The organism is Streptomyces sp. NPDC047315 (assembly GCF_040643215.1).
Classification (GTDB): domain Bacteria; phylum Actinomycetota; class Actinomycetes; order Streptomycetales; family Streptomycetaceae; genus Streptomyces.
This window is the reverse complement of the sequence record NZ_JBEYTZ010000040.1, coordinates 1-20,955: the sequence shown is the minus strand read 5'-3', so window position 1 is coordinate 20,955 and position 20,955 is coordinate 1. Positions and strand designations below refer to the sequence as shown.

Annotated in this window: 18 protein-coding genes; 7 read left to right on the top strand and 11 right to left on the bottom strand. The window is 73.5% G+C overall.

Annotated features, from left to right (window positions below; genetic code table 11):
• Nucleotides 1-9 precede the first annotated feature (9 nt).
• Complete coding sequence (locus ABZ842_RS33265) at nt 10-1,206, bottom strand: helix-turn-helix transcriptional regulator (protein WP_361545480.1); 1,197 nt, start codon at nt 1,204-1,206, stop codon at nt 10-12.
• A gap of 292 nt (nt 1,207-1,498) precedes the next feature.
• Here ABZ842_RS33265 and ABZ842_RS33260 point away from each other — a divergent pair, with 292 nt between their 5' ends.
• The 3 genes from ABZ842_RS33260 (at nt 1,499) to ABZ842_RS33250 (ending at nt 3,683) form a co-directional block, all read left to right on the top strand.
• Complete coding sequence (locus tag ABZ842_RS33260; RefSeq protein ID WP_361545477.1) at nt 1,499-2,869, top strand: MFS transporter; 1,371 nt, start codon at nt 1,499-1,501, stop codon at nt 2,867-2,869.
• A 65-nt stretch (nt 2,870-2,934) separates the two neighbouring features.
• Nucleotides 2,935-3,126: a hypothetical protein gene (locus ABZ842_RS33255; protein ID WP_361545475.1), complete on the top strand. Its 192-nt coding sequence runs from the start codon at nt 2,935-2,937 to the stop codon at nt 3,124-3,126.
• Between the two features lie 98 nt (nt 3,127-3,224).
• Nucleotides 3,225-3,683 (top strand): nuclear transport factor 2 family protein, encoded by a 459-nt coding sequence (locus tag ABZ842_RS33250; RefSeq protein ID WP_361545473.1) that lies wholly within the window; start codon nt 3,225-3,227, stop codon nt 3,681-3,683.
• Nucleotides 3,684-3,800: 117 nt separating this feature from the next.
• On the opposite strand, the gene ABZ842_RS33245 is transcribed toward ABZ842_RS33250, so the two are convergent.
• The 4 genes from ABZ842_RS33245 to ABZ842_RS33230 all read right to left on the bottom strand — a co-directional run bounded on the left by ABZ842_RS33245 (nt 3,801) and on the right by ABZ842_RS33230 (nt 8,699).
• Entirely contained in the window at nt 3,801-4,916 is a 1,116-nt protein-coding gene (locus ABZ842_RS33245) for an ADP-ribosylglycohydrolase family protein (RefSeq protein ID WP_361545471.1), read from the bottom strand.
• 286 nt (nt 4,917-5,202) lie between these two features.
• The gene (locus ABZ842_RS33240) at nt 5,203-7,797 is read right to left on the bottom strand and encodes a tetratricopeptide repeat protein (RefSeq protein WP_361545468.1); all 2,595 of its coding nucleotides are present in this window, start codon (nt 7,795-7,797) and stop codon (nt 5,203-5,205) included.
• On the bottom strand, nt 7,794-8,054 hold the full coding sequence (locus ABZ842_RS33235; RefSeq protein WP_361545465.1) for a hypothetical protein: 261 nt from the start codon (nt 8,052-8,054) through the stop codon (nt 7,794-7,796). The genes ABZ842_RS33240 and ABZ842_RS33235 overlap by 4 nt, the downstream gene beginning before the upstream one ends.
• A gap of 228 nt (nt 8,055-8,282) precedes the next feature.
• Nucleotides 8,283-8,699 carry a hypothetical protein gene (locus ABZ842_RS33230; protein ID WP_361545462.1) on the bottom strand — a complete coding sequence of 139 codons (417 nt, stop codon included), beginning with the start codon at nt 8,697-8,699 and terminating at the stop codon, nt 8,283-8,285.
• A gap of 192 nt (nt 8,700-8,891) precedes the next feature.
• Here ABZ842_RS33230 and ABZ842_RS33225 point away from each other — a divergent pair, with 192 nt between their 5' ends.
• Nucleotides 8,892-10,043, top strand: a complete 1,152-nt coding sequence (locus ABZ842_RS33225; RefSeq protein WP_361545460.1) for an AAA family ATPase — start codon at nt 8,892-8,894, stop codon at nt 10,041-10,043.
• A 39-nt stretch (nt 10,044-10,082) separates the two neighbouring features.
• On the opposite strand, the gene ABZ842_RS33220 is transcribed toward ABZ842_RS33225, so the two are convergent.
• The 4 genes from ABZ842_RS33220 to ABZ842_RS33205 all read right to left on the bottom strand — a co-directional run bounded on the left by ABZ842_RS33220 (nt 10,083) and on the right by ABZ842_RS33205 (nt 15,762).
• Nucleotides 10,083-12,683, bottom strand: a complete 2,601-nt coding sequence (locus tag ABZ842_RS33220; RefSeq protein WP_361545457.1) for a bifunctional FO biosynthesis protein CofGH — start codon at nt 12,681-12,683, stop codon at nt 10,083-10,085.
• A gap of 84 nt (nt 12,684-12,767) precedes the next feature.
• Entirely contained in the window at nt 12,768-14,183 is a 1,416-nt protein-coding gene (locus ABZ842_RS33215; RefSeq protein WP_361545454.1) for an MFS transporter, read from the bottom strand.
• A gap of 106 nt (nt 14,184-14,289) precedes the next feature.
• Nucleotides 14,290-15,129 carry an LLM class F420-dependent oxidoreductase gene (locus tag ABZ842_RS33210; protein WP_361545451.1) on the bottom strand — a complete coding sequence of 280 codons (840 nt, stop codon included), beginning with the start codon at nt 15,127-15,129 and terminating at the stop codon, nt 14,290-14,292.
• A gap of 126 nt (nt 15,130-15,255) precedes the next feature.
• Nucleotides 15,256-15,762, bottom strand: coding sequence for an NUDIX domain-containing protein (locus ABZ842_RS33205; RefSeq protein WP_361545448.1), 507 nt, complete (start codon nt 15,760-15,762; stop codon nt 15,256-15,258).
• 64 nt (nt 15,763-15,826) lie between these two features.
• On the opposite strand from ABZ842_RS33205, the gene ABZ842_RS33200 reads away from it, so the two are divergent.
• Nucleotides 15,827-17,341 carry a CehA/McbA family metallohydrolase gene (locus tag ABZ842_RS33200; RefSeq protein WP_361545445.1) on the top strand — a complete coding sequence of 505 codons (1,515 nt, stop codon included), beginning with the start codon at nt 15,827-15,829 and terminating at the stop codon, nt 17,339-17,341.
• A 238-nt stretch (nt 17,342-17,579) separates the two neighbouring features.
• Here the strand turns inward: ABZ842_RS33200 and ABZ842_RS33195 are convergent, their stop codons facing one another.
• A complete protein-coding gene (locus ABZ842_RS33195; RefSeq protein WP_361545442.1) occupies nt 17,580-17,972 on the bottom strand; it encodes a VOC family protein in 393 nt (130 codons plus the stop codon).
• A 38-nt stretch (nt 17,973-18,010) separates the two neighbouring features.
• Nucleotides 18,011-18,604, bottom strand: coding sequence for a TetR family transcriptional regulator (locus ABZ842_RS33190; protein ID WP_361545440.1), 594 nt, complete (start codon nt 18,602-18,604; stop codon nt 18,011-18,013).
• A gap of 154 nt (nt 18,605-18,758) precedes the next feature.
• On the opposite strand from ABZ842_RS33190, the gene ABZ842_RS33185 reads away from it, so the two are divergent.
• A complete protein-coding gene (locus tag ABZ842_RS33185) occupies nt 18,759-19,238 on the top strand; it encodes a MarR family transcriptional regulator (protein WP_361545437.1) in 480 nt (159 codons plus the stop codon).
• A gap of 112 nt (nt 19,239-19,350) precedes the next feature.
• Nucleotides 19,351-20,832 carry an MFS transporter gene (locus ABZ842_RS33180; protein ID WP_361545434.1) on the top strand — a complete coding sequence of 494 codons (1,482 nt, stop codon included), beginning with the start codon at nt 19,351-19,353 and terminating at the stop codon, nt 20,830-20,832.
• Nucleotides 20,833-20,955 lie beyond the last annotated feature (123 nt).

Genomic DNA, 20,955 nt, shown 5'->3' with positions numbered 1-20,955 from the left:
GGCCGGATGCTAACCAACTCCGGCCGCCGAGTGGCCTGTTGTCGGACCGGTGAGGATCCGGTCCAGGTAGAGCAGGTTGACGAGTTCGCCCCGCGAGGACACCCCCGTCTTCTCGAACACGGCCTTCACGTGGTCGCGGACGGTGTGCGGGGACAGCAGCAGCTCGGCGGCGATGCGGGCGGTGGGCAGTCCGCGGGCGATCCGGGCGGTGACCTCCAGCTCCCGATCCGACAGGTCGAAGGCGTCGGCGAGCAGCGGCAGCACGTCGGCGGGGGTCGCCGGCTCCAGGACGACGGCGGTGCCGGCCGGGCGCAGCGCGGTGGCGTGGCACACCAGCCAGGCGCCGTCGCGGGTGCGCAGCCGGAGGCGTACGGGATCGGCGGCGCGGGCATCGCCGGCGCGGGCCCTGAGGGTGAGTCCGCGCAGCCACGCGGGGACGCGCGGGCCGGGCGCCGACGTGCTGGGTTCGCGCGGGCCGTCGGGGAGGCCGTCGAGATGGTGGTGGGCTGCGTCGTTGGCGGAGACGAGGGCGCCTTCGCCGTCGAAGAGCAGCAGCCCGGGGCCGGACGGGGCGGCGTCGCGGGGCGCTTCCGGGGACGCATTGGGGGGCGTTTCGGGGCGCTGCGTGGCGTACGAGCGCAGGCGGCGCGCCAGCGGGGTGACGAGCGAGGCGGCGAACGCGGTGTCCGCGGCGTCGAAGGCCGGCCGCCCCTCGGCGCGGAAGAGGCTGACGGTGCCCTGGGGCCGGCCGCCGAGCGCGAGCACGACGCGCAGTTCGTCGCTCAGTCCGCGTCTCCGTAGGAAGTGGCGGTACAGGGCGCTGTGTTCGGGGGCACCGTCGGTGGTGTGGTGCAGGCCGGCGACGGGGACCGCGCGCTGTGCGAGGTCGCTGTAGCGGTTGATCCGTTCCGTGAACAGCTCGATGTGCCAGTACGCGGCGCAGCCGGCGGCGTCGGCGCGCTCTACGTGGACGGGCGCGGTCATCAGCCCGGTCTCGGGGTCGGTGGCCCGCCACACGGCCGCGTCGTACGGGAGCAGGCGGCGCAGCCGGGTGGACGCCGCGACGAAGAGGGCGAGGGGGTGCGGGGCGCGCTCGGCGCTGCGGAGCAGCTCGGCGCGGGCGGCGCTCGGGGGCTTGTACTGCGGGTGGGGACGGAGGTGGGAGTCGGGGCGGGGGTGGGAGTGCGGCTGCGGGTGCGGGCGCATGGCAGCCTCCCGGGCGTCGAGGGTCTTCCCGCCGTACGCAACCGGGGTACGGCCGCGCGTATTCCTCCGGTCCGCTGTCGGCCCGACCCCTCAATTGAGGGATGGGAACGTCGACGTGCGCTCCGCAGACTGCTCCGTGCCCATCCACCACTCCTCGTTGTCGCAGAGGGAACGGAGTCCGCCGCGCATGTCCATTGATGCTTCTCGCCCGCCGCACCGACCTGAATCGTTCGATCCGTCTGATCCGTCTGATCCGTCTGATCCGTCTGATTCGGGCGGGGCGCCGAGCGCCGTGTCCGTCGGGGTACGTCTCGGAGCGCTGTTCGGGCCGGCCGTCTTCGGCGTGACCGCGGCCGGGATCGCGCTGCCCGACGTGGGAAGGGCGCTCGGCGCGACCCCGTCGGCGACGGCCTGGGTGCTCACCGCGCACGCCCTCGCGCTCGGCGTCGGCACCGCGCTCGCCGGGCGGCTCGCGGACGTCCGCGGCGTGCGGCGGGTGCTGCTCGTCGGCGTGCTGCTGCTCGCCGCCGGCACCGCGGTCTGTCTGGCCGCGCCCGGCATCGGCGTCCTCGTCGCCGGCCGCTTCTTGCTGGCCGCGGGCTCCGGTGCGCTGTCGGCCGGGGCGCTGGCGCTCGCGGCGGCGTCCGCGCCCGAGCGGCGGGGGCCCGTGCTCGCGGTCTTCGGGGCGACGATGGCCGTCTTCTCCGCCGGCGCCACGCTCGCGGGCGGCGCGGTGACGGAGTGGCTGAGCTGGCGGCTCACCCTGGTGCTGCCGGTGCTGTCCGTCCTCGCCCTGCCGTTCGTCCTGCCGCTGGTCCCGCCGCTGCTGCCGCGTACGGGGGTCGCGACGGCAGCGGCGGGGCGGCGCTCCGTCGACGGGTTCGGAGCGGCCCTGTTGACCGTGACCGCGGGCTCCTTGCTCGTCCTCGTCCAGTCGTCCGCGCTGTCGCTGTCCGCAGGCGCGACGGCGGTGGTCGCGGCCCTGCTGGTGGTCGCCGGGCTGCTGCTGGGGCGTCGGGTCCTGGCCCGGCCGGACGGTTTCGTGCCGCGGGCGACCGTCGCCGACCCGCTGTTCGTACGGGCCGCGATCACCGGTGCCGGTGTGTACGCGGGCCTGTTCGGCGCGATGTACGCGGTGCCGCGGCTGCTGGTCGACGAGTTCGGGTGGAGCGTGCTGGCGATCGGCGGGTGGCTGCTGCCGGGCGCGGTGCTCGGTGCGGTGCTGTCCCGTCGGGCGGGCGCCGGTCTGGCGCGCGGCAACGTCCGCGGCGGTACGGCGCTGTTGACTGCGGCGTCGCTGACCGGAGCCGTACTCCTCGCCCTGACCGGACTGACGGGGCTGACCGGGCTGGTCGACGGTGGGCCCGCGGTCGCGGTGGCGGGGGCGTCGTTCGGGTTCGCGGCGATGTCCGTGACGCAGGTCGTGGCCACGGGCGTGCTGTCGGCCCGGCTGGAACCCCGACGGCGCGGCGGCGCGCTGGCCCTGCTGAACCTCACGTTCTTCGTCGGCGGCGGCATCGGCTCGGCGGTCGCGGGCGCGCTCGCGACGTCGCTGACCGCGGACCGGATCGTGCTGGCGCTGGCGGTCTTCCCGCTGATCGGCGCGGCGGGGGCGACGGCATTGGGCCGCGCGGCCGGGCTTGGTGGTGCCGCGCGCGGCTGATGATGGTCGCCAACTGTTCATCTGGAACACGTCCGTTGGTCGGGGCCGCCGTTGACGATGTCTGCATGAGCGACCGCATCAGCGCCCTGATCTCCGCCTTCGGCGTCTTCGCCGCCGCGCTCCTGTTCCTCGGGTCCGTCACCCAGTACCGCTCCGGGGCTTCGCCCCTGTGGGTCGCGGCGGGCTGCACGATCCTGCTCGTGTCCGGGTACGTCCTGGTGCGGGACGTACGACGACTGCGCAGGCGCCCGCACTGACCTGCGACAGCCCTTTACCTCCGGCGTAATCGCCCGTTCGCCGCCGTCCCGGCAGGATCGGGCACACCGAAGGGTTGGAAGTTCGAAGGGAGAGCACCGTGCGCACGAGTTCCACCGACACCGGCACCGCCCCGGCCGCCACCGCCCCGGCCGCCGCCGAGCACACCCGTGCCGTCGTCCAGGAGTTCATCCAGGCCCGGCTCGCCGGGGACGCCGAGCGGCTGACCGCGCTCTTCGCCGACGAGGTCGACTGGCTGTTGGCGGAGAACCCGGCCGTGCCGTGGATCCGGCCCCGCTCCACCGCCGCGGAGTGCGCGGCCCAGGCAGCGGAGCTGGCGGAGCACACCGTCCCCGAGGACGCCCGAACCACCCTCGACGCCTTCCTCGTCGACGGCACCGACGCCGTTCTGATGGGCCACCTGTCCGGCACCGTGCGAGCGACGGGCAAGACCTTCGAGGGGCCGTTCGCGCTGCGCCTGACCGTCGAGGACGGCCGGATCACCAGGCACCACCTCTACGAGAACAGCCTCTCGGTCGCGGCGGCGTGCACGGCGTGACGCGGTGCACCGCGTGACGCGCGTACGGGGGTCGCGCGTCACGCGCGGGTGTCACACAAAGGCGTCACGCAGGGCATCACACAAAGGCGTCACGGCAAAGGCGCCACGGCAAGGGCGTCACGTACGCGGGTAGCGGGCCAGCCAGCCCGGGGACGTGGCCGTCGGGTTGTGGAGCGCCGGGCCCTGGGTCATCTCCATCGCGAAGTCGTCCGCCAACTCCAGGACCGTGGGGCGGCCCTCCAACTCCGCGAGCCAGGCCGGCGGCAGCGCGGTCTCGCCGTGCAGGGCGCCCAGCAGGGCGCCGGCGAGGGCGCCGGTGACGTGGGACGGGCCGTCGTGGTTCACCGCCAGGCGCAGGCCGTGGCGCACGTCCTCGGCGACCAGGGCGCAGTACACCGCGATCGACAGTGCGTCCTCCGCGTGGTGGCCCTCGCCGAGTGCCGCGACCCGGGACGGGCTCGGGATGCCCTGGCGCACGGCGCCGAGCGCGTGCTTCAGGCCGTCCGTGACGGGCTGGTGGCCGGGGCGGGAGCCGATCTGCGCAAGGGCCCGCTGCACGGCGGCGTCCAGCGTCTCCCCGCGGGCCAGGCCGTGCACGACGACCGCGTACGCGCCCGCCGACAGGTACGCCGTCGGGTGGCCGTGGGTCTGCGCCGCGCACTCCACCGCCAACTGGCACACCAACTGCGGCTCCCAGCCCACCAGCAGCCCGAACGGCGCCGAGCGGGCGAGGGCGCCGCCGTCGCGGGCGGTGGGGTTCTTCGGGGAGTCCAGGGTGCCCAGAGTGTCGTCGCCGAGGCCGAGGAGGCTGGCCTTGGGGGCGTCCCGGCGGGCGTACAGCCACTCCTCGCAGGCCAGCCAGCCGTTGTCCTTGCGGCGCTCGTCGGGGCCCCAGTCGCGTTGGGTCGCGGCCCAGCGCAGGTAGGCGCGGTGGACGTCCGTGGGCGGGTGCCAGGCGCCGGTGTCCCGGCGGACCTGGGCGCGGATCAGGCCGTCCACGGTGAAGAGCGTCAGTTGCGTCGCCGCGGTGATCGCGCCGCGGCGGCCGTGCGCCGGCACGAGGTCGGTGACGCCGTCCGGGCCGTGCGCCTGCTGGATCTCCGCCGCGGTCAGCGCCGTCACTCCCACGCCGAGGGCGTCGCCGATGGCGGCGCCGAGGAGCGCGCCGCGCACCCGGGAGCGGAAGTCCTGCTGCTCGGCACGCCCCCAGACGCCCGTGGCCGCTGTGCTCACCGTGGGCCTCCCTCGACGTGTGCTCGTGCTGACCGTGTTGCTCGCGCTGACCGTGTTGTGCGTGTGTGCCCGTACTGTCCGTGTGCTCGTGTTGTTCGTGTTGCTCGTGCCCGAGTACGCAGGTGTCCGTACGCGCCCATCCGTTTGCGTGCCCGGCGCAGCACTGTAATCGAACGAGCCGGAACCCCACCCTCAGTGCGAGACACCTCACGCGTTCCTTCGCACCTCGACCGCGCATGCGTCACGCGTGAGGGCGTCACGCGTGGGCGCGTCATGCGTGAAGGCGTCACGCCTGGGGCAGGGTCCGGTGCGCTTGCGTCAGTTCGCGCGCCAGCTCCCGTGCCTGCGGGACCGCGGCGAGCGCCGGGGCGGCCAGGACGTCCAGCGCCGCCGCCTCCTCCCCCAGCTCCGCCATCCGGCGTACGTCGGCGAGCGCCGCCCCGGTGCGGCCGTGGTGCAGCAGCGCCCCGGCCCGGCGCGCGAGGGCCGCGGCCGGGCTCGGGGCGATCTCCACCAGCCGGTCGAGGTCGGCGAACTCGGCATCGGCGTCGCCGCGTTCCCGGTGGATCTCGGACCTCCGCAGCAGCGCCCACCCGTACTCGGGGTTGCGGTCGAGCGCCTCCGCCAGGTCGGCGAGCGCCGCGTCCACGCGGCCGAGGCGGTGGTGGGCCATGGCCCTGCTGCCCAGCGCCCAGGTGTAGTCGGGCTCCAGGAGGAGGGCGCGGTCGAAGAGCGCGACGGCCTCCTCGTACTGCTCGAAGTGGCGCAGCGTCTCGGCGTACGAGGCGACGACCCACGCGTTGTCCGGCGCGATCGCGCTCGCGGCGGACACGTCGGCGAGCGCGCCGGCCCGGTCCCCCAGCGCCCGTTTCGCATCCGAGCGCGCCACCAGGGCCCAGGCGTACCGGGGATCGCCGGCGACGGCCAGGTCCAGGTCGGCCAGCGCGTCCCGGTGCCGGCCGAGCCGGTGCTTGACCAGGCCCCTGCTGGCGGCGGTGCGCAGCGCGTCGGGCTCGTGCGCCAGGACCACGTCGTACGCGGCGAGCGCTTCCTCGTACCGACGGCCCAGGCGCAGGTTCTCGCCGAGTTCGTGGTGGGCGGCGACGGTGTCCGCGCCGAGCGCGATCGCGGCCCGGCAGTCGGCGGCGGCGTCGGCGAACGCGCCGAGCCGGTGGTGTTCGCGGGCGCGCACCAGCAGGGCGCGGCAGCGGGTGGGGCCGTCCGTCTCGGCGCGGTCGACGACGACGCCGAGCAGCGCGGTGCAGCGCCGGGATTCGTCGGCGAGGGCCGCCAGGCACGCTGCGCCCAGGGCGCGCAGGGCGTCGCTGTCGGCGTCCGCGCCGGCGTCGGCGACCGCCGCGGCCCACTGGCGGGCGGCGGCCGGGGAGGCGTGGGCGGCGGCGACGCCGTCCCGCAGGGCGGCGGGCAGCCCGGTGCGGGGGCGGGCGCACAGCCGGTGGTACACCTCCTCGACGCGCGCCGCCCGCCAGGCGTCCACGGCCCACAGCTCGGACGCCGCCTGTTCCGTCGTCGTACCGTCCGCGCCCGCTTCCTCCGCCGCCCAGCCCGCGTACGCCTCCGCGAGCCGGGTGTGGGCGGCGCGCCAGCGCTGCGGGGAGCGGTTGCGCTGGAGCCGCAGCATGGGGTCGCGTACGACGTCGTGGTACCGGGCCCGGCCGCCGCGGTCGCTGACGAACGGCAGCCCGATGAGCCAGTCGAACAGCCCCGTCGCGTCTTGTGTGTCCTGCGCGTCCAGTGCCGCGACGGCGAGGACGTCCTCGTCCAGGTGGCGCGGCAGGGCGCCGTGCAGCGCCGCGGACCTGCGCCGGGCGTCGTGCTCCCACTTCAGGAAGCGCTCGACGGCGGTGGCGCTGGGGTCGTCGAAACCGCCGGGGCGCCCGGCGTTCTCGGCGAGCATGGACACCAGGACGGGCAGCCGGCCCGACAGCCGCAGCACGTCCCGTACGACGTCCTCGTCCACCACCGCCTTGGCCGCCAGCAGTTCGCGCGCCTCCGCGTCGGTGAACGGCGGCAGCGGCAGCTCGGTGACCAGCCCGGCGTGGTCGCCCCAGACAGCCGGGTCCGCCGGGCGCTGCCCGCAGGTGGTGACGACGACGTTCTCCGGGAGCTGCCCGAACGGCCCGCCCATCGGCTCCGACGGCACCAGCAGCCCGCGCAGCCAGGGGTCCAGGAGCGGTCCGGTGCGCTCGTACGTGTCGAAGAAGAGCGCCAGCCACGGCACCTTGGCCGCGACCCGGTCCGCCTCGTCCGCGAACACGGGGCTGATCGCCCGCACCGGGTCCAACACCAACTGGACGTCCTCCGCCTTGCCGAACTGGCGCATCAGCACCCCCCGCAACTGCTCCGCACCCTCCACGAGCCGCACCGGATCGACCGCGCCCCCGACGCCCGGCAGCACCGCCCCGATCCCGACGAGCGACGCTTGGGCGACGAGGGCGGCCCAGGGGTTCGGCCCGGCGGGCGCACCGCCGGGCCCGCCCGCGTCCGGCGCGTACAGCGCAGCGGCGGCGGACTCGGCCTCGTACCGCCGCTGCCGATACGTCGCCAACAGCTTCTCCACCGGCTTGAGCTGCTGCCCCTGCGCCGCGAACTGCGCGCAGATCCCCTCAAGCACCTCGGGCACACCGTTCGCGGACTCGTCGACCACGGCAGTGAGCGCCCCCCGGTCCCGCGCGAGCTGCGCGAACCGCCGCACGAGGGACGACTTGCCGACACCCGCGTTGCCGTGGACGTGAAACATCACCCGCGCATCGGCCGCGCCCGCCCCGGCATCAAGGTTCGCCGCAAACACCCCCAGCTCACCCCCGCGCCCCACGAACGCCCGCCCGCTCCGTCGTACGCCCCCGGTAGCACCACTCATGTGATCAGTCTGTCAGCCGGGGTGGTACGCGTCAGGTCGACGGAGACGGATACGGATACGGATACGGATACGGAGGCAGGGGCGAGGACGGGGACGCTGCTGGCGGCGCGGGCGCGCAGCTCTCCGGCCGTCTTGGCGACGTTGCGCCAAGGGGCGCTGCCGTGCAGCAGTCGACCGACACCGCCGACACCGCCGCTCGGACCGGCTGGTGAGCGGGGTGCGACCGAGCCGGACGGTGTCGTCGACGCAAGGCTCATGCGTGGGTCGTCCGCTGTGGGAGCGGCCTCATCCGCCGTCGGGATACCGAACATTTCTTGCCATCGCTGTGCATTAAATTCCGACATCTTTTAGAAGGTTCCCCCTGGGTCACGAGCCCATAAGTGACCAACACCGGGCGAGGCTAACGCAGCGGAATATGCGCACGTCCCGGGCGTTCCGCACGGGCGCTCAGGCACTCAAACGCTCAGGCGCTCGGGCGGCGTCGTTCACGCCTCCGTGATGTGTTGGTCGCGGCCCGCCTGGTACACCCGGCCGCCGCGGTCGGACTGCGCCCTCATCACGATCGACGCGACGCCGGTCCGCTCTTCCTCGGAGAGGTGCGGGGTCAGCTCCTCGTCCAGCAGCCGGCGCAGCTCCGCGGCCAGTTGCGGGTCCTCGTGGAGGAGTTGTTGGAACCGTAGTCGCCACTGGCCGACGAGGGCTTGTTCGGTGGTGGTGTCGCCGGCGTCGCGGGCGGCCAGTGCTCCTCGGCGGGCCTCCTCCAGTTCTCGTTCCAGTGAGCCGGCCTGTTCGGGGCTGGCTCGTTGCCACAGGCGGATCATCGCGATGCGGGACTGTTGCCAGGCGTCCGTCGCCATCGCCGCCACCAATGCCGTGCCCGCTGCCGCAACCACCGGGTCCACGCCGCACCTCCAGGGAGTCACCATCGCGTGGTGGGGACTTTAGGAGAGGCGTGGCGAAGCGGCCATGCGGGCTTGCTGAATCCAGCCCTTCTGTTGCCTCCGGTGCTTCTGGCGCTTCCGTGAACGAGAACTCCCGTTAGCGTGAGGCCGTCGGCTCGACGGTGGTGCAGGATCCGCACGCAGGGAGGGGCGATGGATCCGGAGGACCTGGAAGCCGGTGGCGATCGGGGCCGGATGCACGGCGAGGCGTCCGATCACGGCCGGGTCTACCAAGCCGGACGCGATCAGTACGTCGCGGAACAGGACCTGCACCTGCACTTCGTGGACGGCCTGCGCCAAGTCCGACGCACCACGCCCAGTACGGGCTCCGGCTCCGAGGAGTGCCCGTACCCGGGGCTGGCCGCGTTCGCAGGTGAGCACGCGCCCTGGTTCTTCGGGCGGGACACCGTCGTCGCGGAGTTGTTGGTGCGCCTCGACGAGCAGGTGTGCAGCGGTGGGCCGTTGGTCGTGGTGGCGGCGTCCGGGGCGGGCAAGTCGTCGTTGTTGAGGGCCGGGCTGCTGCCCGCCGTGGGGCGCGGTGCGCTGCCGGTCGCCGGGGCGGCGCAGTGGCCGCGGCTGGTGCTGACGCCCACCGCGCGGCCGGTGCCGGCGCTGGCCGGCCGGTTGGCCGAGGCCACCGGTGTCGACGCGCGGCGTTTCGTCGAGGCCGCGGCGCACGGTCCACAGGTCTGTGCGCAGGTGCTGCACGAGGTGCTGCGCGCGGGCGGCCGGCGCCTCGTGGTCGTGGTCGACCAGACCGAGGAGCTGTTCACCGAGTGCGAAGACCTCCGGCAGCGACGCGACTTCCTCGCCCTGCTCGCCGGCCACGTCTCGGCCGTCTTCACCGTCCGCTTCAGCCCGGACGGCCGCACGCTGGCCACCGCGGGCTCGGACGAGCACGTGCGGCTGTGGCACGTGGCCGACCCCAAGCGCCCGCGGCCCGCGGGCCCGCCCCTCACCAGACACTCCGGCGCCGTGTGGGCCGTCGCCTTCAGCCCCGACGGAGGCACCCTCGCCACCGCGGGCAACGACCAGTCCGTACGGCTGTGGAACACCGCCGACCCGGATCGCCCCGGCCCGATCGGCGCACCCCTCACCAGCCACAGCAGCGCCGCGCGGGCCCTGGCGTTCAGCCCGAACGGCCACGCCCTCGCCACGGGCGGCGAGAACGGCACCGTGCTGCTGTGGGAGATGCGGACGGACCGCGCCGTACGGCACATCTGCGCCAGCACCAAAGGCAGCCCGACGCAGGGGCAGTGGCAGCGGTACGTCCCCGGGGCCGGCTACCGACCGCCGTGCCGGTGACTGCTCTCGCCGGCACGGCGACGGCGGGCCGGGCCTGCGCTACTCCGTCACCAGGGGCAGCAGCGCCGGCAGATGGCCGTCCGACTCCCGGGCCGTGCGCTGGCGCTCCTCGGGGACGTCTCCGTACAGCGTCGTGCGGGGCTTCGCGGGGCGGCCCGCGAGCTCCGCGATGGAGATGAGGTCCTGGATGGAGCGGTACGAGCCGTAGCGGGAGCCCGCCATGCGGGAGATGGTCTCCTCCATCAGGGTGCCGCCGAGGTCGTTCGCCCCGGAGCGGAGCATTTCCGCGGCGCCCTCCGCGCCGAGCTTCACCCAGCTCGTCTGGATGTTGGTGATGTGGGGGTGGAGCAGCAGTCGGGCCATGGCCGTGACCGCGCGGTTGTCGCGGATGGTGGGGCCGGGGCGGGCGATGCCGGCGAGATAGACGGGGGCGTTGGTGTGGATGAAGGGGAGGGTGACGAACTCGGTGAAGCCGCCCGTCTCCTGCTGGATGCGGGCCAGGGTGCGCAGATGGCCGAGCCAGTGGCGGGGCTGGTCGACGTGGCCGTACATCATCGTCGACGAGGAGCGGATGCCGAGCTGGTGCGCCGTGGTGATGACCTCGATCCAGGTGGCGGCGGGGAGCTTGCCCTTGGTGAGGATCCAGCGGACCTCGTCGTCCAGGATCTCCGCGGCGGTGCCGGGGACGGAGTCCAGCCCGGCTTCCTTCGCGGCGGTCAGCCAGTCCCGGATGGACATGCCGGTGCGCGTCGCGCCGTTGACCACCTCCATCGGGGAGAAGGCGTGCACGTGCATGCCGGGGACGCGTTCCTTCACGGCGCGGGCGATGTCGAAGTACGCGGTGCCGGGCAGGTCGGGGTGGATGCCGCCCTGCATGCAGACCTCGACCGCGCCCACGTCCCACGCCTGCGCGGCGCGGTCGGCGACCTGGTCCAGGGAGAGGGTGTAGGCGTCGGCGTCGGTGCGGCGCTGGGCGAAGGCGCAGAAGCGGCAGCCGGTGTAGCAGACGTTGGTGAAGTTGATGTTGCGCGTGACGATGTAGGTGACGTCGTCGCCGACGACGTCGGCGCGCAGTTCGTCGGCGATGCGGGTGAGCGCGTCGAGGGCGGGGCCGTCCGCGTGGAGCAGGGCGAGGGCCTCGGCGTCGGTGAGCTTGGTGGGGTCGTCGGCGGCGGTGCGCAGGGCGGTGCGGACGTCGGTGTCGATGCGCTCGGGGGCCATGCCGGGAACGGCGGCCTCGCGCAGCGCTTCCCAGTCGCCGTAGACCACGTCGAAGTCGTCGCGGCGGTCGGAGGTGCGGCCCTCGGTGTCGATGGTGCGGTGCAGGTCGGTGCGGCCGGAGGAGGCGGCGGTGAAGGACTCGTCCGGCTCCTGCCAGGGCAGGCCCACCGGGCGGGCGTCGGGCGCGGCGAGGCCGGTGTCCGGGTCGGCGAGGGCGCGCACGTGCGGCAGCAGCCGGGGGTCGAGCCAGGGCTCGCCGCGCTGGACGAACTCCGGATACACGCACAGCCGCTCGGCGAGGCGGAAGCCGGCCGCGGCGGAGTGCTCGGCGAGGGCGTCGATCTGGGGCCAGGGGCGCTCGGGATTGACGTGGTCGGGGGTGAGCGGGGAGACGCCGCCCCAGTCGTCGATGCCGGCGGCGATCAGCCGGGCGAACTCGCCGTCCACCAGATTCGGCGGGGCCTGGAGGCAGGCGGAGGGGCCGAGCAGATGCCGGGCGACGGCGACCGTGGCCACCAGCTCGTCCAACTCGGCGTCCGGCATGCCGCGCATGGCGGTGTCGGGCTTCGCGCGGAAGTTCTGCAGGATGAGTTCCTGGATGCCGTGGTACGTCCGGGAGACGCGGCGCAGCGCGAAGAGGGAGTCGGCGCGCTCCTCGTACGTCTCCCCGATGCCGATCAGCAGGCCGCTGGTGAACGGCACGGAGCTGCGGCCGGCGTCCTCCAGGACGCGCAGCCGGACCGCGGGCTCCTTGTCCGGCGAGCCGTGGTGCGGGCCGCCGGGCTCGCTCCACAGCCGGGTCGCGGTGGTCTCCAGCATCATGCCCATGGAGGGGGCGACGGGCTTGAGGCGCTGGAAGTCCGTCCAGCTCAGCACGCCGGGGTTGAGGTGGGGCAGCAGGCCGGTCTCCTCCAGGATGCGGATGGAGATGGCGCGGACGTACGCGATCGTGGAGTCGTACCCCTCGGCCTCCAGCCACTCCCGGGCCTCGGGCCAGCGGTCCTCCGGCTTGTCGCCCAGGGTGATGAGGGCTTCCTTGCAGCCGAGTTCCGCGCCGCGGCGGGCGATCTCCAGCACCTCGTCGGGGGACATGAACATTCCGTGGCCCGCGCGGCGGAGCTTGCCGGGGACGGTGACGAACGTGCAGTAATGACACTTGTCCCGACACAGCCGGGTCAGGGGGATGAAGACGCTCTTCGAATACGTGATGACACCGGGGCGGCCGGCTGCTTCCAGGCCCGCGTCCCGCACCCGGGACGCGGACGCGCACAAGTCGTCCAGGTCCTCACCGCGCGCTTGGAGCAACACGGCGGCCTCGGTGACGTCGAGGGCGACTCCGTCGCGGGCGCGCTTCAGAGCGCGGCGCATCGCATTCGCAGTCGGGCGCTCGTCAGCGGTTCGTCCCTGGTCAGCTGTCATGATTCGAGCATACGAGCGCGAGAACTGGTTTCCGTTTCCTGGTCGTGAAGAGGGCATGTAGTCGACAACATGTCCCCCGTCGGTTTAATCCCGGGAGCCGGTGGTAGCGCCTCCGGCGTGCGGCAGGGAACCGGGGGCGGGCGCGGAACCCGAAGCATCGGGGGCGGGGTCAGGAACGGGAGCGGGGCCGGGCGCGGAGCCGGGAGCGGGGCCCGGCACGGGGGCCGGGCGCGCGGTCTCCTGCCCGGGCATCCCGCGCCACCACGGCCCCTTCCGCAGGCCGATCGTCGCGGGCACGGCCACCAGCGACACGCACACAGCGCCCACCCACATCGACGCCCGGATGCCGGCGTACTGCCCGACGAGCCCAGCCAGCGCCGACCCCACCGCGATCGACCCGAACAGCAGGAAGCGGAACGTAGCGTTCATCCGGCCGAGGAGGGCCGGCGGCGTGAGGTGTTGGCGCAGGGTGACGACGAGCACGTTGTCCACGCCGAGCCTCGTCGTGACGAGGAACCACCCCGCCATCGCGATCCACAGCCACGGCCCGCGGTCGATGAACGGCACGACCAGCGCGGCCGGCGCCAGACACGCCCCCATCCCGACGACGGTGCGCCCGAGCCCGAACCGTTCCGCCAACGGGCGGGCGCAGCGCGCCCCGAGGAAGATCCCGATGCCGGACACCGACCAGTACAGGCCCAGTACGCCGGCCGACAGGCCCAGTTCCCGGGTGAAGAGCACCGGGAGCAGCGTGTTCACGAACTGGATGCCGAGGTTGGTGAGGACGCCGGCGATCACGAGGACACGCAGTTCCGGGGTCCCGAGCACGTGCCGCAGCCCTTCCCGTATCTCGGCGGAGAGCTTGGGACGGGCGGCCTTCGCCTCTGCCCCCTTCACCCCCTTCGCCTCCGCCGCCTTCCCCTCCGCCTTCTCCGTCCGTCCCGGCTCCGCCCGCATCCCGAACAGCCGCAGCGCTGACCCCAGGTACAGCGCCCCCATCGCCAACACCGCCACCGGCGCGGAGAGCGCCTGGATAGCCAGCCCGCCCGCGCCCCGCCCGGCGATCTGCCCCGCCGCCTGCAAACTGACCACGGCCGCGTTCGCCCTGGTCAGTTGGTCCGTGGCGAGGATTCCCGGCAGCGTGCTCTGCGAACTGACGTCGAAGAAGACCGCGGCGCAGCCGCTCAGCAGCGTCACGGCGTAAAGATGGGCGAGCGTGAGCCCGTCGAGCGCCCAGGCGAGCGGTACGGACAGGAACATCGCGGTCCGCGCCAGGTCCGCGCAGATCAGCACCCACCGCTTGTTGAGCCGGTCCACCCACGCCCCGGCGGGCAGCCCGATCAGCAGGAACGCGGCCGTGCCGAGGGTGGTGAGCAGCCCCACCGCCCCCGGTCCTGCGTCGAGCGCGACCACCGCGACCAGCGGGATCGCAACGATTCCGACATTGCTCGCGAGCTGGCTGAAGACGAGGGAGGTGTAGAGGACTCGGAAATCAGGCACGCGCCAAGGGCTTCGACTGTCGGGCATGGCCTTCACAGTGCCCGCCCCGGACCACGGCGACCAGCCATTTGCCACCGCGCGCGAGCGGCTACGGGCCGGCGGATCGTCAGGGCAGATAGCGCCCGAAGTCGTCGAGCGCGCGCAGCACCCCGTCCTCGTCCGCGGTGGGCAGCAGGAAGACGACCTCCTCGACGCCCAGCTCCTCGTAGTACGCCATCTTCTCCGGCGTCGGCTGGACCGCGTACGGCATGATCTCCAGCTCCTTCGGCGACCTGCCGGCCGCCTCCCACACCGCGCGGAGTTCGGGCAGGGCGTCCCGCACGCCGGCGGCGCCGATCGGCATCCAGCCGTCCGCGTACGCCGCGATGTGCGCGAACAGCTTGGGGCCCGCCGCCCCGCCGACCAGCGTGCGCGGCGAGGCGCCGCGGACCGGCTTGGGGAAGGCGTGGGACGCGCTCACCGAGCGGAACTCGCCCTCGTACGCCGTCGGCTCGTCCGCCCACAGTGCCCGCATCACCCTCATCTGGTCGAGGACGAGTTCCCGGCGGGTCGCCCATTCGACGCCGTGGTCGACGGCCTCCTCCTTGTTCCAGCCGAAGCCGACGCCGAGGGTGAACCGGCCGCCGGAGAGGTGGTCCAGGCTGGCGGCCTGCTTGGCGACGGTGATGGGGTCGTGCTGGGCGACCAGCAGCACCCCGGTCCCGAGGCTGATCCGGGAGGTCACCGCCGCGGCCTGGGCCAGCCCGACGAAGGGGTCGAGGGTGCGTCCGTAGCCGCTCGGCAGGTCACCGCCGTCGGTGAACGGGAAGGGGGTGGTGCGCTCGACGGGGATGTGGGTGTGCTCGGGCAGGTACAGCCCGGCGAAGCCGCGTTCCTCCAACTCCCGTGCCAGGCGCACGGGGGTGATCGTCTCGTCGGTCACGGTGATGGTCGTCGAAATGCGCATCCCAAACCTTCCCCATAGAGGGTGACACGGCGTCAACTAGCGGGCCGTTCCTGACGGGACGGTCCGGACGACTCCATAACCGCGCCCCGCCCGGCGGCTCTTCCCCGCCATGGGATCACCGCGCGATCACCGAGGGAACGGCTCCGCGGCGACATGGCCGAGGTCGACCGGTGCGGCCGGCGGGCCGTTGCGCCGTACGTCGTCGAGGAGCCGGGGCAGCTGCGGCGGCCACAGCGGCTCCGTGTCGCCGGCCAGCTCCTGCGGCGACCACCAGCGCCACCGCAGGATCCGGTCGGCGGCGTGGGCCGCAGCGAGGTCGCCGATCGGGTCGCGTCGCGGACCGTACGCCAGGAAGACGTGTTCGTGCTGGCGCACGGGGACGCCCGCCCGGGTGAAGTCGTGCTCCCACAGGCACAGCACGGTCCCGTCGACCTCGACGTCCGTCCAGCCGGTCTCCTCGCGGACCTCCCGCACGGCGCCCTCCAGCGGTGACTCGCCGGGGTCCAGGCCGCCGCCGGGCATCGCCCAGTGGACGCCCACCTCCTCGTTGTCGTAGCGGAACATGAAGACCGCGCCGGTCGGGTCCACCACCGCGACGCGCGCGGCCCGCCTGGGCATCCGGGGCTTTCGCATCCGCTCACCCTCTCAGAGCGCGTTAGGCGGCCTCCGTTCACCGGGGCCGACCAGGATGCGGTGCATGGTGACCAACAGCAGGGAAGACGCGACCGGGCCCGCACGGCGCGGGCTCCTCGTTGCCGGTGCCGCCGCCGCGGCTACCGTGGGAAGCGTGGGCTCCGCGCACGCCGACGGCACCGACGGCACCTCCGACCAGCGGACGAAGGTCATCCGCGGCACGCTGCCGCCCGGCTCCCCCGACTTCGTGTACCTGCCGTTCGAGGTGGGGCGCGGGGTGCGCGAGATCCACGTCTCGTACGCGTACGAGCGTCCCGTCGTCCCCTCCGGCACCCTCGGCAACGCCCTGGACATCGGCCTCTTCGACGAGCGCGGCACCGCCCTCGGCGGCGAGGGGTTCCGCGGCTGGTCGGGCGGGGCGCGGCAGGAGTTCTCCGTCCGCGGCGACGCGGCGACGCCGGGCTACCTCCCCGGCCCGATCCGCCACGGGACCTGGCACGTCGCCCTCGGCCCGTACACGATCGCGCCGCAGGGCCTGGCGTACGAGGTGACGGTCACCCTGCGGTACGGCGCGCCCGGCGGGCCCGCGCCGCGGCCGACGTACCCGCCCGAGCGGGCGAAGGGGCGCGGCCGGGCCTGGTACCGCGGGGACTGCCATCTGCACTCCTGGCACTCGGACGGCCGTCGCACCCCCGCCGAGATCGCCGCGCTGGCCCGCGCCGCCGGCCTGGACTTCGTCAACAGCTCCGAGCACAACACCCACGCGGCGCACGCCCACTGGGCGGACGCGGCCGGGGACGACCTGCTCGTCCTGCTGGGCGAGGAGGTCACCACACGCACCGGGCACGCGCTGGCGGTCGGCACCGACCCGGGGACGTTCGTCGACTGGCGCTACCGCGCCCGGGACGGCCGCTTCGGGCACTTCGCCCGGCAGATCCGGCGCGCCGGCGGGCTCGTCGTCCCCGCGCACCCGTACGCCGCCTGCCTCGGCTGCGCCTGGAAGCACGGGTTCGCCGACGCGGACGCGGTGGAGGTGTGGAACGGGGCGTACGGGGCGGACGACGAGGTCGCGCTCCAGGCGTGGGACGCGGAGCTGGCACGCGGGCGCTGGGTGCCCGCGATGGGCGGCAGCGACGCGCACCGCGACCCGGACCCGGTCGGCACCCCGCAGACCGTGGTCCTCGCGGACGACCTGACCCGGCGCGCGGTGCTCGACGGGCTGCGTGCCGGGCGCAGTTACGTCGCCGAGTCCCGGGCGGTGACGCTGGACTTCGGCGCGTCGGACGGGCGGGGCGCGCGGGCCGGCATCGGCGAACGGCTGCGTACGGAGCCGGGCGCGCCGGTGACGGTACGGCTCACGGCCTCCGGGACGCCCGGCTGCGCCGTCCGCTTCGTCACGGACCAGGGCGTGGCGCACTCGGCGCTGCTGCCGGCGTCGGGGGCGGGGGTGGTGGAGTGGCGCACGTCGGCGCGGGTCGCGACGTACGTCCGTGCGGAGCTACGCCACCCCCCGACGACACCGGGCGCGCCGGGCGCCCTGGCCGCGTTCACCAACCCGATCTTCCTCGGGGCCCGGTAGAGACCCTGGCTGGCCGGAGTCTGATACCTGTCTCCTCCAGAGGGCTTCCGCTGGCAAGTGCCACCGCCTCAACAGCGCAGTAGTGCCGTGAGATTGTGCACTGATGGCGTCTGCGGCCCATCTGTGGCTTGTCGCGCAGTTCCGCCCCCTACGCCCAGGGGGCGTGGGGCCCCCAGCGCCCCTGTTTCGCTGCCGCCGTCCTTTGCCCCAGGGGCACGGCGGGCTGGTTCGGACGAGGTCAGTCGACGGGGGCGGGTTCGAGGAATTCCAGGCGGTTGCCCAGTTTGTCGAACGTGTGGAAGCGGACGTATCCGGGGAAGTTGTCGTCCCAGGTGACGTCGGCTCCGTTGGCCTCCAGACGCTGGGCGAGGGCGTGGATCGAGGTCACGAGGATGCCCGGGTGCGCCTTCCTGCTCGGGTGGAAGTCCGCTTCGACGCCCAGGTGGACCTCCAGGCCGCCGGCCCGGAACCAGCATCCTCCGCGGGCTCTCAGCGCGGGCGGCTTCTCGACTTCCGTCATGCCGAGGACGTCCGCCCAGAACTCGCGGCAGCGGTCTTCCGCGCCCGCGGGGATCGCGAGTTGTACGTGGTGCAGCCCGCCCAAGGCGTATCCGGGCGCTTCCTGGGCCATGTCTTCATCCCTGCCTTCCCCCACCAAGAATCTTGATGTCAAGATAGCGAGGTCGGGGCGTCCACCACCAGGCGTTCGACCGCAGCCTGGACGAACGACTCCCGTTCGGCCTCCGAGTAGAGGTCCGGCAGCGTGAGCTGTTCGACGATCAGCCAGTTCAGCGTGAGCATCAGCAGCTTGACGGCCATCGCGTCGCCGGGGAGGCCGGACGCCACGTGGTACGAGACGTTGGCGTCGACGTCGGCGCGGACGCGTTCGGTGAGCAGCTTGCGCAGTTCGGGGCGGCGGGTGGCCTCCAGGCGCAGCTCCAGGAAGGCGAGGTAGCCGGTGCGGAAGCCGGAGACGCGGCCGACGACCTCGCGCATCAGCTCGACGTACGCGGCGCGGTCGTGGCCGGCGGCCACGAGCGGGGCGACGGTCTCCTCGTCGGGCTGGAGCCGTTCGTAGACGCGGGCGCCGGCCTGGTTGAGCAGGTCGTCACGGTTGGCGAAGTAGTTGGACGCGGTGCCGTTCGGGACGGCGGCCTCGGTGTCCACGGCCCGGAAGGTCAGGCCCCGCGCACCCTCCCTGGCCAGAACTTCGATCGCGGCGTCGACGAGCGCGGCGCGCCGCTGGTCGTTCCGTCTCACCATGACAACCACTCCTTGAAGCACAGGGAAACCACTTCAACGAGAGTACTACAATTGGAGTGATAGGTGACCGCCAAGCGGGTGCGCCACCGGAGGGGCACAGAATGTCTGGTTGCAGATAATCCGGAAGCGTCCTTCCTCGCCTACCCTGGACACCATGACCTCCCTCGCACCCAAGCGCAACGAGCCGGACCTCTCCTACCTCCTCGACCACACCAGCCACGTACTGCGCACCCAGATGGCCGCGGCGCTGGCGGAGATCGGACTCACCGCCCGCATGCACTGCGTCCTGGTGCACGCCCTGGAAGAAGAGCGGACCCAGGCACAGCTCGCCGAGCTCGGCGACATGGACAAGACCACGATGGTGGTCACGGTCGACGCACTGGAGCGGGCGGGGCTCGCGGAGCGACGGCCGTCGCCCACCGACCGGCGCGCACGGATCATCGCGGTCACCGAGGAGGGGGCCCGGGTCGCCGAGCAGAGCCAGCAGATCGTGGACGGGGTACACCGCGACACCCTGGCGACACTGACCGCCGGCGACCGCTCGACGCTCCTGGGGGCGCTGGACGCACTGGCCACGGGCCATCTCTCCACCGCGACGGAGGCCGCCCCCACCCGCCGCGCCCGCCAGCGATAGCACCCGCCCCACCCCATCACCACAACCAAAAACAACCGAGATAGATAGTCTGCAACAGAACTATCTGCTACGGTCTTTCTCGTCACCTCCACGGACTGACGGGAGAGAACCCATGTCACTGACCTCGGTCTCCACAGAACCCACTGCCGCACCGGCCCCCGCACCTGCGGAGCCCGCGGAGCCCGCGCAGCCAGCGGCGGCCCGCTCCCGTTGGGCCGCCCTCGCCGTCATCGCCACCGCCACCCTGATGCTGATCCTGGACGGCAGCATCGTCACCGTCGCGATGCCCGCCATGCAGAGCGACCTCGGCTTCTCCCCGGCCGGCCTGAGCTGGGTCATCAACGCGTACCTGGTCCCCTTCGGCGCCCTGCTGCTCCTCGCCGGCCGCCTCGGGGACCTCATCGGCCGCAAGAAGATGTTCCTGGCCGGCATCGGCGTCTTCACCGCCGCCTCCCTGCTCGCCGGCGTCGCCACCTCCCCCGCCATACTGGTCGCCGCCCGCTTCCTCCAAGGAGTCGGCAGCGCCATGGCGTCCGCCGTCGGACTCGGCATCCTGATCACGCTCTTCACCGAGCCGCGCGAGCGCGCGAAGGCCATCGGCATCTTCAGCTTCACCGGCGCCGCCGGCGCCTCCATCGGCCAGGTGCTCGGCGGGGTGCTCACCGACGCCCTCGACTGGCGGTGGATCTTCACCATCAACCTGCCGATCGGCCTCGCCGTGATCGCCCTCGCACTGCCCCTGCTCCCCGCCGACCGCGGGCGCGGCCTGAAGGCCGGCGCCGACTGGCTGGGCGCGGCCCTGGTCACCTCCGGGCTCACCCTCGGCATCTACGCCGTCGTCAAGGCGGAGCAGTTCGGCTGGTCCTCCGCGCACACCCTCGGCCTCGGTGCGCTCGCCGTCGCGCTGGTCGCCGCCTTCGCCGTGCGCCAGGCCAAGACCCGTTCGCCGCTGGTGCCGCCGCGGATCGTCCGCTCCCGCAGCCTCACGGGCGCCAACGTCGTGCAGATGCTGATGGTGGCCGCGCTGTTCTCCTTCCAGACGCTCGTTGCGCTCTACCTGCAGAAGGTCCTCGGGTACGGGGCGCTGGAGACGGGTCTCGCGATGCTGCCCGCGGCCGTGATCATCGGCGTCACCGCGCTCGGCGGCTCGGCGCGGCTGATCGCCCGCTTCGGGGAGCGGGCCGTGCTGCTGACCGGACTGGCGCTGCTGACCGGCGTCCTCGGGCTGCTCGTCCGCGTCCCGGCCACCGACGCGAACTACGTGACCGACCTGCTGCCGGTGATGCTGCTCGCGGCCGGTGCCGGTCTGGCACTGCCGGCGCTGACCTCGCTGGGGATGAGCGGGGTGCAGGCGGAGGACGCGGGCCTCGCCTCGGGGTTGTTCAACACCACCCAGCAGCTCGGCGGCGCCCTCGGCGTCGGGGTGCTCAGCACCCTGGCCGCCGGGCGCACCGAAGGCGCCCTGGAGCGCGGCAGCTCCAACGCCGAAGCGCTGACCAGCGGCTACCAGCTCGCGTTCACCGTGGGCACGGGACTGCTGGTGGCAGCCTTCCTCGCGGCCCTGTTCCTGCTGCGGAAGCCCGCGGCGCGCTGACGAGCACCACGTGGGTGGGGGGGGGGGGGGGTGGCCCGCCCCCCCCCCCCCCCGCGCCGCCCCCGCCACAAAGGGCGAGCCCACCGCAGAACAAAACACAACACAAAGGGGGGAGGGGTTGGG

What these genes read in the sequence shown, in the direction of transcription:
- ABZ842_RS33180 (WP_361545434.1), top strand. Translation starts at nt 19,351, where the DNA reads ATGTCACTGACCTCGGTCTCCACAGAACCCACTGCCGCACCGGCCCCC.
- ABZ842_RS33265 (WP_361545480.1), bottom strand. Translation starts at nt 1,206, where the DNA reads ATGCGCCCGCACCCGCAGCCGCACTCCCACCCCCGCCCCGACTCCCAC.
- ABZ842_RS33225 (WP_361545460.1), top strand. Translation starts at nt 8,892, where the DNA reads ATGGATCCGGAGGACCTGGAAGCCGGTGGCGATCGGGGCCGGATGCAC.
- ABZ842_RS33185 (WP_361545437.1), top strand. Translation starts at nt 18,759, where the DNA reads ATGACCTCCCTCGCACCCAAGCGCAACGAGCCGGACCTCTCCTACCTC.
- ABZ842_RS33195 (WP_361545442.1), bottom strand. Translation starts at nt 17,972, where the DNA reads ATGGCCCAGGAAGCGCCCGGATACGCCTTGGGCGGGCTGCACCACGTA.
- ABZ842_RS33190 (WP_361545440.1), bottom strand. Translation starts at nt 18,604, where the DNA reads ATGGTGAGACGGAACGACCAGCGGCGCGCCGCGCTCGTCGACGCCGCG.
- ABZ842_RS33210 (WP_361545451.1), bottom strand. Translation starts at nt 15,129, where the DNA reads ATGCGCATTTCGACGACCATCACCGTGACCGACGAGACGATCACCCCC.
- ABZ842_RS33200 (WP_361545445.1), top strand. Translation starts at nt 15,827, where the DNA reads ATGGTGACCAACAGCAGGGAAGACGCGACCGGGCCCGCACGGCGCGGG.
- ABZ842_RS33205 (WP_361545448.1), bottom strand. Translation starts at nt 15,762, where the DNA reads ATGCGAAAGCCCCGGATGCCCAGGCGGGCCGCGCGCGTCGCGGTGGTG.
- ABZ842_RS33255 (WP_361545475.1), top strand. Translation starts at nt 2,935, where the DNA reads ATGAGCGACCGCATCAGCGCCCTGATCTCCGCCTTCGGCGTCTTCGCC.
- ABZ842_RS33235 (WP_361545465.1), bottom strand. Translation starts at nt 8,054, where the DNA reads ATGAGCCTTGCGTCGACGACACCGTCCGGCTCGGTCGCACCCCGCTCA.
- ABZ842_RS33240 (WP_361545468.1), bottom strand. Translation starts at nt 7,797, where the DNA reads ATGAGTGGTGCTACCGGGGGCGTACGACGGAGCGGGCGGGCGTTCGTG.
- ABZ842_RS33220 (WP_361545457.1), bottom strand. Translation starts at nt 12,683, where the DNA reads ATGACAGCTGACCAGGGACGAACCGCTGACGAGCGCCCGACTGCGAAT.